The sequence below is a fragment of the Streptomyces sp. CoH27 genome (genome assembly GCF_020181035.1).
GTDB classification, from domain to species: Bacteria; Actinomycetota; Actinomycetes; order Streptomycetales; family Streptomycetaceae; genus Streptomyces; species Streptomyces camelliae.
In genome coordinates this window covers 185,712-195,697 of the sequence record NZ_JAIQYY010000022.1, presented here as the reverse complement: position 1 = coordinate 195,697, position 9,986 = coordinate 185,712, and the positions used below count along the sequence as shown (strand labels likewise).

The 9,986-nt window shown below is 69.4% G+C and carries 3 protein-coding genes and 1 tRNA gene; 3 read left to right on the top strand and 1 reads right to left on the bottom strand.

Translation table 11 applies throughout. The features are described 5' to 3' along the window. Positions 1–187: 187 nt before the first annotated feature. Both LE548_RS33190 and LE548_RS33185 read left to right on the top strand, forming a co-directional pair. Positions 188–850: a DegT/DnrJ/EryC1/StrS family aminotransferase gene (locus LE548_RS33190; RefSeq protein WP_225100720.1), complete on the top strand. Its 663-nt coding sequence runs from the start codon at positions 188–190 to the stop codon at positions 848–850. A gap of 84 nt (positions 851–934) precedes the next feature. Continuing rightward, a tRNA-Thr gene (locus LE548_RS33185) sits at positions 935–1,010 on the top strand. Positions 1,011–1,053: 43 nt separating this feature from the next. Here the strand turns inward: LE548_RS33185 and LE548_RS33180 are convergent. Beyond that, the gene (locus tag LE548_RS33180; protein ID WP_225100708.1) at positions 1,054–3,810 is read right to left on the bottom strand and encodes a SpoIIE family protein phosphatase; all 2,757 of its coding nucleotides are present in this window, start codon (positions 3,808–3,810) and stop codon (positions 1,054–1,056) included. A gap of 421 nt (positions 3,811–4,231) precedes the next feature. Here LE548_RS33180 and LE548_RS33175 point away from each other — a divergent pair, with 421 nt between their 5' ends. Next, positions 4,232–9,688: a HAMP domain-containing protein gene (locus LE548_RS33175; protein ID WP_225100707.1), complete on the top strand. Its 5,457-nt coding sequence runs from the start codon at positions 4,232–4,234 to the stop codon at positions 9,686–9,688. The last annotated feature ends 298 nt before the right edge of the window (positions 9,689–9,986 follow it).

The window sequence follows — 9,986 nt, the reverse complement described above, 5'->3', positions numbered from 1 at the left end:
CGGAAGCTAAGCCTCACAGCGCCGATGGTACTGCAGGGGGGACCCTGTGGGAGAGTAGGACGCCGCCGAACAATTCTTCTAAAAAGGTCGGATCCTGAACTTCGGTTCGGGGTCCGGCCTTTTTACGTTGTCCTTAACGTGTCGTTCACCCTGCGCGCCCAGCATCCAGCACATGGGAACTGCTGCAATGCTCAGGGCCGCCGGCGTCGGTGTGGGCGACGAGGTCGTCGTGCCGGCCTTCGGGAACGTCGAAGTCGCCGAGGCCGTGACCCTGGCCGGTGCCCTTCCGGTGTTCGCCGACATAGACCCGGTGACCTACTGCCTGGCCCTCGGCGCCGTCGAGGCGGCCGTAACTCCTCGTACCGCGGCGGTCGTTGCCGTGCACCGGTTCGGACGGCGGGCGGACATCGGGGGGTTGCACGCGCTGGGACAGCGGCAGGGTCTGCTGGTGCTGGAGCAGGGCGAATCCGAGGCGCCGTACGACGAGATAGCTCAGCGCCGGCAGCGGGCCGCCTACCTCGACGCCAAGCTCAAGGGCGTGACGACGCCGGACGGCGGCGACGGGCACACGTATCAGCAGTACGTCGTGCGGGTGCCGGGGAACGGCCGGCCGGACCGGGACGCCTTCGCACGGGCCCTGCGGGCCAGGGGAGTTGAGTGCCGGGTGCCGGTCAAGACGCCCGTGCACCGGCTGCCGGAGTTCCGGCAGTGCGTGTCGCTGCCCGAGACCGAGCTGGCCGCCGACGAGACGCTCGCGCTGCCCGTGGACGCCGCACTCACCAAGCGGGAGATGCAGCGCATCGTCTCCGCGTGCAACGCGCTCGGCGGACTGCTGCAGCCCGCCTTCTGATCGGAGCCCGAACGAATTTGGGAAGTCGGGCCAGTTCGGGGTACAGTTTCTTCGTCGCCGCGAGGGAAACCTCGAAAACGACAGGCCCCTATAGCTCAGTCGGCAGAGCGTCTCCATGGTAAGGAGAAGGTCAACGGTTCGATTCCGTTTGGGGGCTCCAGCAAAAAGGCCCCACCCCCTCGGGTGGGGCCTTTTTCGTGCTTTCACACCTCCTGGTGGATTCCCGGCACCCGCATCGCCAGAATCGCCATGTCGTCCGACGGGGCGTCGGACGCGAAGCGCTCCACCGCGCGCATGATGCGAGCCGCGACCGCGCCGGCCGTCAGGCCCGTGCAGGTGGTGAGAACGTCGGCGAGGCCGTCGTCGCCCAGCATGCGGGTGCCCTCACGGCGTTCGGTGACCCCGTCCGTGACACAGAGCAGCACATCGCCCGGGTCCAGGGTGACCGTCTCCTCGTACAGCTCCAGGTCCTCGATGACGCCCAGCAGCGGCTGGGGTTCGGCGGCCGTGACCACCGTGCCGTCCTGGCGCAGGCGCAGCGGGAGCGGGTGGCCGGCGCAGACCACCTTCAGTTCGGCGCTGCCGTCCTCCTGCGGGCGCATCTCACCGTAGAGGAGGGTCAGGAAGCGGCTGCGGTCGCCCTCGTCCAGGATCGCGGAGTTGAGGCGCTCCAGGACCGCGGGGCCGGAGAGGCCTTCGCGGGCCAGCAGGCGCAGGGCGTGCCGGGCGAGGCCGGTGACCGCCGCCGCGTTGGGGCCCGTACCGCAGACGTCGCCGATGGCGAAGCCGTAGGCGCCGTTGCCGATCGGGAAGAGGTCGTAGAAGTCGCCGCCGACCTCGTTGCCCTCGCCGGCCGCGCGGTAGATGACCTCGACCTCGACGCCGTCGATGTGCGGGGTGCCGGGCGGCAGGAGGCTGCGCTGGAGGGCCTGGCTGATGGCCGTGCGCTCCGAGTAGAGGCGGGCGTTGTCCAGGGCGAGCGCGGCCCGGCGGGAGAGGTCCTCGGCCAGTTCCAGGATCTCCTGGCGGAAGTGCTCGTCGGTGGGCTTGCCGAGGACGAGCATGCCGATGACGCGGTTGCGGGCGACGAGCGGCAGGACGACCGTCTCGCCGCCGACCGCGGAGGCGGTGGCGAGGGTCGGGCCGATCGCCGAGGAGACCCGGTGCGTGGGGCCACCGGACAGGCCGAGGGTGCGCATGGAGGTGCGCAGGGCCGCCTGGTGCGCCACCTCGGCGGGGATGGTCCACACGCGGGCGCCGGGGGTGGGTACCGGGTCCGGCGGGGCGATCTTCGACAGCAGCGATTTGATGCCGTCGATGAGTTCCTCGTCCTCGTGCAGGACGTACGACAGATACGGGTCCGAGGCCTGGTCGGCGATCGTGTAGACGGCGCACCAGGTGGCCAGGGTCGGGACCGTCATCTGGGCCATCAGGGCCAGGGTCTGGTCGCGGTCGAGCGTGCCGGCCAGCAGGTCGGAGGCCTCGACCAGGAAGCTGAGGGAGCCGCGGCGCAGGCGTTCCAGTTCGCCGAGGCGGGCCGACTCGACGGCCAGGGCGATGCGGTCGGCGGCGAACTGCAGGCGCAGCGCCTCCTCGTTGGAGTATCTGCCGGGTGCCTCGGCCGCGACGCCGAGGGAGCCCGTGAGGCGGCCCTCGACCTTCAGCGGGACCGTGACGACCGAGCGCATGCCGGTGCCGGACAGGAGGGGTACGGCGCCGGGTACGGCCGTGAGGTCGTCGTGGACGGCGGGCATGCGCGCGGAGCCGTAGCGTCCGGGGCCCGCTTCGACGGGCACGCGCGCGAAGCGCTGGCGGGCGGAGGGCAGTCCGGTGGAGGCGCGGACCTCCAGCTCGGTCTCGTCGTCGGTGGCGAGCAGCAGGAAGGCGGAGTCGCCGTCGAGCATGTCGCGCGCGCGTTCCACCGTGCGCTGCAGGAGGCCGTCGAGGTCGTCCGGGGCGGGGGAGCCGATGAACACCTCGAAGGGGTCGGCGCTCTGGCCGTCGGCGGACTGGCTCTGGTCGGCCGGGACGCGCGGCGGTGTCTGGAGGACGGCCCGCTCGTGGTCCCGTACCAGGAGGCAGACGGTGGAGGGCTCGCCGCCGGTGTCGCGGACCCTGAGATGGGAGGCGTAGACCGGGGCCACCCGGCCGTCGGCGCCGCGGATGCCGTAGCTGCCCTCCCAGCGGGAGAGCTGGAGGGCCTCGGCGACGCCGGTGCTGGTGCCGGGGGTGTGCGGCCAGGCCGCGAGTTCGGTGAGGGGCTTGCCGATGACCTCGGCCGCCGAGTATCCGAAGAGTTCCTCGGCGTCCTCGTTCCAGGCGGTGACGGTGCCCTTGCGGTCGACCTGGAGGACGGCGACGCGGACCCGGCCGTCGGCGAGCGGGAGGAGCTCGGCGGGCAGGGACGGGCCGGCGGTGCGGGTGCCGACCGGGCGCTGGGGGAGGTCCAGCTGGAACCAGACGTTCTTGTGGGTCGGGGTGTAGTCCACGCCCCAGCGGGCGGCGAGGGCCGCGCACAGCTGGAGGCCGCGGCCGCCCTCGCGGTCGGGGCTGCCCATGGTCGAGGCGGCGCTCTGGAGAGGGACCTCGCGCTCGGGGTAGCGGTCGGAGACCTCGATGCGCACGCCCTCCTCGGTGCGCAGACAGAGCACGTCCGCGTGTGTGCCGGCGTGGACGACGGCGTTGGTCACCAGTTCGCTGGTGAGGACGACGGCGTCATCGACGATGTCGGCGAAACCCCAGCCCTGGAGGGTGTCGCGGACGAAGGACCGGGCGGTCGCGACCGATCGCCCGACGGGCTCGAAGGTGGCGGCCGCGCGCGCGGTGATCACAGAACTCCTCGGCCGGTTGTCGACGTGCAGGGCGGCGGGGCCGGCCGGCTCGCTTCGCTGCCGGGGCAGCAGCTCGCCGGTCGGCTGTGGCTCCGGGGGCTGTCCCCCGGGGATGACTCCGGTGGTCATGGTCTCTGCGGCCGCCCCTCCGATGCCCGCTCGTGCTCGTGCCACCGCCCAGGCCGGACGGACCGGTGCGGCTGGACAGCCGCATGCAAGGTTACTTACCTTCGCGGTCCGAACGGATGCCGGTTGCCGGTGTTCACCCCCCACGGTGTGCGGGCGATGTGCGAAGCTGCCGAACTGTTATGGCCTGGTTCGGACTGGGTGAAACACTGGGCAAGCTTCTGATGAAGGTCGGGCCGGGCTGCGTGCGTTCCGTGTACGGCGGGCAGCAGCCTCTGGTGTGGCCGGATCTCGTCTGGCAGAAATACGCAGTGGTAACAGGTACGCGGAAGTATCCGGTATGCCGATGACCGGCACGCCGGTGGCCGAAGCGGCCGAGCACGGAGCAGAGCAGTAGGCGGTCTACCCCTCCGGGAGGGACACAGTGGAGTCTGGCGCGGCGACGCGTGGCACGAAGACGCGCGCGAAAGGCGGACCGTCCCTGGGCAGGACCGGCGGCACCACCGCCGTGGACACGGCTGCCCTGAACCGGCTGCTGGCGGCTCTCGTCTCGATGCGTGACGGAAACTTCCGTAAGCGGCTCACCGTCTCCGGGGACGGTGTGATGTCGGAGATCGCGGCGGTCTTCAACGAGGTCGCCGACCGGAACCTGCATCTGACCGGTGAGCTGTCCCGGGTACGGCGCATGGTGGGGCGTGAGGGAAAACTCACGGAACGGCTGGAGACGGGGGCCTGCGAGGGCTCCTGGGCGTCCGCCATCGACGCCTCCAACGCGCTGGTGGACGACCTCGTCTGGCCGGTGTCGGAGGTCAGCCGGGTGCTGACGGCGGTCGCCGAGGGCGATCTGTCGCCCCGGATGGAGCTGCGTACGCAGGCGCAGGACGCCGGCGCCGGGCATCCGCTGCGGGGTGAGTTCCTGAAGGTCGGCCGTACAGTCAACAACCTGGTGGACCAGCTGTCGACGTTCACCGACGAGGTCACGCGCGTGGCCAGCGAGGTCGGGACCGAGGGCAAGCTGGGCGGGCAGGCCCAGGTGCGCGGGATGTCGGGTTCGTGGAAGGACCTGACGGAGTCCGTCAACACGATGGCGGACCGGCTGACCGCGCAGGTGCGGGACATCGCGCTGGTGACCACGGCGGTCGCCAAGGGTGACCTGTCACGCAAGGTGACCGTGCATGTCGCGGGCGAGATGCTGGAGCTGAAGAACACCGTCAACACGATGGTGGACCAGCTGTCGGCGTTCTCCTCCGAGGTCACGCGGGTGGCCCGGGAGGTGGGCACCGAGGGCATCCTGGGCGGCCGGGCGCAGGTGCCCGAGGTGGCCGGTGTGTGGAAGGAGCTGACCGACTCCGTCAACACGATGGCGGGCAACCTGACCGCGCAGGTGCGTGGGATCTCGCAGGTCACGACCGCTGTGGCGAACGGTGATCTGTCGCAGAAGGTGACTGTTCCGGCACGTGGCGAGGTTGCTCAGCTGGCTGAGACGATCAACCAGATGACCGAGACGCTTCGGATCTTCGCGGACGAGGTCACGCGCGTGGCGAACGAGGTCGGCGCGGAGGGGCGGCTCGGCGGTCAGGCGAATGTGCCGGGCGCGGCTGGTACCTGGAAGGACCTGACCGACTCGGTCAACACGGTCTTCCGGAACCTGACCACGCAGGTGCGGGACATCGCCGCCGTGACGACGGCCGTGGCCAGCGGTGATCTGTCGCAGAAGGTCACGGTGGACGTCGCCGGCGAGATGCTGGAGCTGAAGAACACCGTCAACGGGATGGTGGACCAGCTGTCGGCGTTCGGTGCCGAGGTGACCCGGGTGGCCCGGGAGGTCGGTGTCGAGGGTGAGCTCGGCGGTCAGGCGCAGGTGCCGGGCGCGGCCGGTGCCTGGAAAGACTTGACCGACTCCGTCAACACTGCATTCCGCAACCTCACCGGGCAGGTGCGCAATATCGCCCAGGTGACCACGGCGGTGGCCAACGGCGACCTGTCGCAGAAGGTCACCGTCGACGTCTCCGGCGAGATGCTCCAGCTGAAGAACACCGTGAACACGATGGTGGACCAGCTGTCGAGCTTCGCCGACCAGGTCACGCGGATGGCCCGGGACGTGGGTACGGAGGGCCGCCTCGGCGGTCAGGCCCGGGTGGACGGCGTGTCGGGCACCTGGAAGGAGTTGACGGACTCCGTCAACTTCATGGCCGGCAACCTGACGTCCCAGGTGCGCAACATCGCCCAGGTGACCACGGCGGTGGCCAACGGCGACCTGTCGCAGAAGATCGACGTCGACGCGCGCGGCGAGATTCTTGAGCTGAAGAACACGATCAACACGATGGTTGATCAACTGTCCGCCTTCGCCGATCAGGTGACCCGGGTCGCGCGCGACGTGGGTACCGAGGGGCGCCTGGGCGGTCAGGCGCAGGTGCCGGGTGTCGCCGGTGTGTGGCGGGACCTGACGGACTCCGTGAACGGCATGGCGGGCAACCTCACCGCCCAGGTGCGCAACATCGCGCAGGTCGCCACCGCCGTGGCCCGCGGTGACCTCTCCCAGAAGATCACCGTGGACGCGCGCGGGGAGATCCTGGAGCTGAAGAACACCCTGAACACGATGGTGGACCAGCTGTCGTCGTTCGCCCAGGAGGTCACCCGGGTGGCCCGTGAGGTGGGTACGGAGGGCATCCTGGGCGGCCAGGCCGAGGTGCAGGGTGTCTCCGGCACCTGGAAGGACCTCACGCAGTCCGTGAACTTCATGGCGAACAACCTGACGATCCAGGTGCGCAACATCGCCGAGGTCACGACGGCGGTGGCTAAGGGCGACCTGTCCAAGAAGATCACTGTTGATGCCAAGGGCGAGATTCTTGAGCTGGTCACGACGGTCAACACCATGGTTGATCAACTGTCCAGTTTCGCCGAGCAGGTGACCAGGGTGGCCCGCGAGGTGGGCACCGAGGGCATCCTGGGCGGCCAGGCGCACGTGCAGGGTGTCACCGGTATCTGGAAGGACCTGAGCAACAACGTCAACCTGATGGCCAACAACCTGACCATGCAGGTGCGCAACATCTCCCAGGTGGCCTCGGCCGTGGCCAACGGTGACCTGACGCGGCAGGTGACGATCGAGGCGCGCGGTGAGGTCGCGCAGCTCGCCGACACCATCAACACCATGGTGAAGACGCTGAGTTCGTTCGCCGACCAGGTCACCAAGGTGGCCCGTGAGGTGGGCACGGACGGCATCCTGGGCGGCCAGGCGCACGTTCCCGGTGTGGCCGGCACCTGGAAGGACCTGACCGAGTCCGTGAACCAGATGGCGTCCAACCTGACCGGTCAGGTGCGCAACATCGCCATGGTCACCACGGCCATCGCCAAGGGTGACTTGACCAAGAAGATCGACATTGACGCCCGCGGTGAGATCCTTGAGCTGAAGACGACGATCAACACGATGGTTGATCAGCTGTCGAGCTTTGCCGAGGAGGTCACGCGCGTCGCGCGCGAGGTGGGCACCGAGGGGCAGCTCGGCGGCCAGGCACGCGTGCGTGACGTCGACGGCACCTGGCGGGACCTGACCGAGTCGGTGAACGAGATGGCCGGGAACCTGACCCGGCAGGTGCGTGCCATCGCGCGCGTGGCGACCGCGGTGACCCGTGGCGACCTGAACCTGAAGATCGACGTGGACGCGTCCGGCGAGATCCAGGAACTGCAGGACTACATCAACAAGATGATCGCCAACCTGCGCGACACCACGATCGCCAACAAGGAGCAGGACTGGCTCAAGGGCAACCTGGCCCGCATCTCCGCCCTCATGCAGGGCCGCCGGGACCTGGAGGACGTGGCCTCGCTGATCATGAGCGAGCTGACGCCGGTGGTGTCCGCGCAGCACGGCGCGTTCTTCCTGGCGATGCCGCTGGTCGAGGGTAAGGCCGTGGGCAACGGCGAGGACAACTACGAGCTGCGGATGCTGGGCTCGTACGGCTACTCGATGGGCTCCATGCCGACGTCGTTCCGGCCCGGTGAGGCGCTGGTCGGCACGGCCGCGGAGGAGAAGCGGACGATCCTGGTCTCGGACGCGCCCAGCGGCTATCTGAAGATCTCCTCCGGGCTCGGCGAGGCCCCGCCCGCGCAGGTGATCGTGCTGCCGGTGCTGTTCGAGGGCAAGGTGCTCGGCGTGATCGAGCTGGCTTCCTTCACGCCGTTCACGCAGATCCAGAAGGACTTCCTCAATCAGATCGCCGAGATGATCGCGACCAGCGTCAACACCATCTCGGTCAACACCAAGACCGAGCTGCTCCTGAAGCAGTCGCAGGAGCTGACCGAGCAACTGCGCGAGCGGTCGGCCGAGTTGGAGAACCGGCAGAAGGCGCTGCAGGCCTCCAACGCCGAACTGGAGGAGAAGGCCGAGCTGCTGGCCCGGCAGAACCGCGACATCGAGGTGAAGAACACCGAGATCGAGGAGGCCCGGCAGGTCCTGGAGGAGCGCGCCGAGCAGCTCGCGGTGTCGATGCGCTACAAGAGCGAGTTCCTCGCCAACATGTCGCACGAGCTGCGCACCCCGCTCAACTCGCTGCTGATCCTGGCCAAGCTGCTCGCCGACAACGCCGAGGGCAACCTCTCGCCGAAGCAGGTCGAGTTCGCCGAGACCATCCACGGCGCCGGTTCCGACCTGCTCCAGCTGATCAACGACATCCTGGACCTGTCGAAGGTCGAGGCGGGCAAGATGGACGTCTCGCCGACGCGGATCGCGCTCGTCCAGCTCGTGGACTACGTGGAGGCCACCTTCCGCCCGCTGACCGCGGAGAAGGGCCTGGACCTGTCGGTGCGGGTCTCGCCGGAGCTGCCCGCGACCCTGCACACCGACGAGCAGCGGCTGCTGCAGGTGCTGCGCAACCTGCTGTCGAACGCGGTGAAGTTCACCGACTCGGGGTCGGTGGAGCTGGTGATCCGGCCGGCCGGAGCGGATGTCCCGGTGGGCATCCGTGAGCAGTTGCTGGAGGCCGGCTCGCTGACCGATCCGGACGGGCCGCTGATCGCGTTCTCGGTGACGGACACGGGCATCGGCATCGCGGCCAGCAAGATGCGGGTGATCTTCGAGGCGTTCAAGCAGGCGGACGGCACGACCAGCCGCAAGTACGGCGGCACCGGCCTGGGCCTGTCGATCTCCCGGGAGATCGCGCAGCTGCTCGGCGGTGAGATCCACGCGCAGAGCGAGCCGGGCCGCGGCTCGACGTTCACGCTGTACCTGCCGCTGCACCCGAGCGAACTGCCGCCGCAGGGCTACCAGCAGTCCGTGCCCCCGCTGGGGGCGGGCGAGCTGCTCGCCTCCGAGTCCGGGCAGTCCTCGGAGCTGTCCGCGGTGGAGATCGAGATGCCGGCCGAGGTGAAGTCGTACCGGGAGACGCAGAACGGTCCCGCGGCGCTCTTCCGGCGCCGGCGCCGCGGTCTGCCGCAGGGCGAGCCACGGCCGGAGCAGTGGGCGGTGCCCGAGCAGGAGGGCGCGCCGCACCCCGCGCGCGCGGTGCGCTTCGGCGGCGAGAAGGTGCTGATCGTCGACGACGACATCCGCAATGTGTTCGCGCTGACCAGCGTGCTGGAGCAGCACGGCCTGTCGGTGCTGTACGCAGAGAACGGCCGCGAGGGCATCGAGGTGCTGGAGCAGCACGACGACGTGGCGGTCGTGCTGATGGACATCATGATGCCGGAGATGGACGGGTACGCGACGACCACGGCGATCCGCAGGATGCCGCAGTTCGCCGGGCTGCCGATCATCGCGCTGACGGCGAAGGCGATGAAGGGCGACCGGGAGAAGGCGATCGAGTCGGGCGCCTCGGACTATGTGACCAAACCGGTCGACCCGGACCATCTGCTGGCCGTGATGCAGCAGTGGATGGCCGGCCGGTGACGGCGGCGGTCCGCCGGGATGTGAACACTCGGGGAATCTCCGGCGGGCGTCGGGAGTTGCCTGTGTGAGGTGGCTGCGAACGTACAACTCAAGGGGTGCTGCGCACGTATGGGAATGTGGGATTCCGGGAACCATCCGGTCTCCCGCCGCGTTTCCGCTATGTGCACAGTGACATCGCGGTGACAGGGTGTGGCGACGGGCGGGGTGCGGCTACGATGACCGGCACAAGGACGGGCGGCGAAAGGGAGTCGTCCCCTGGGGCGGCGCCCGGTGTACCGCCGGGGCGAGGAGGGCGGGC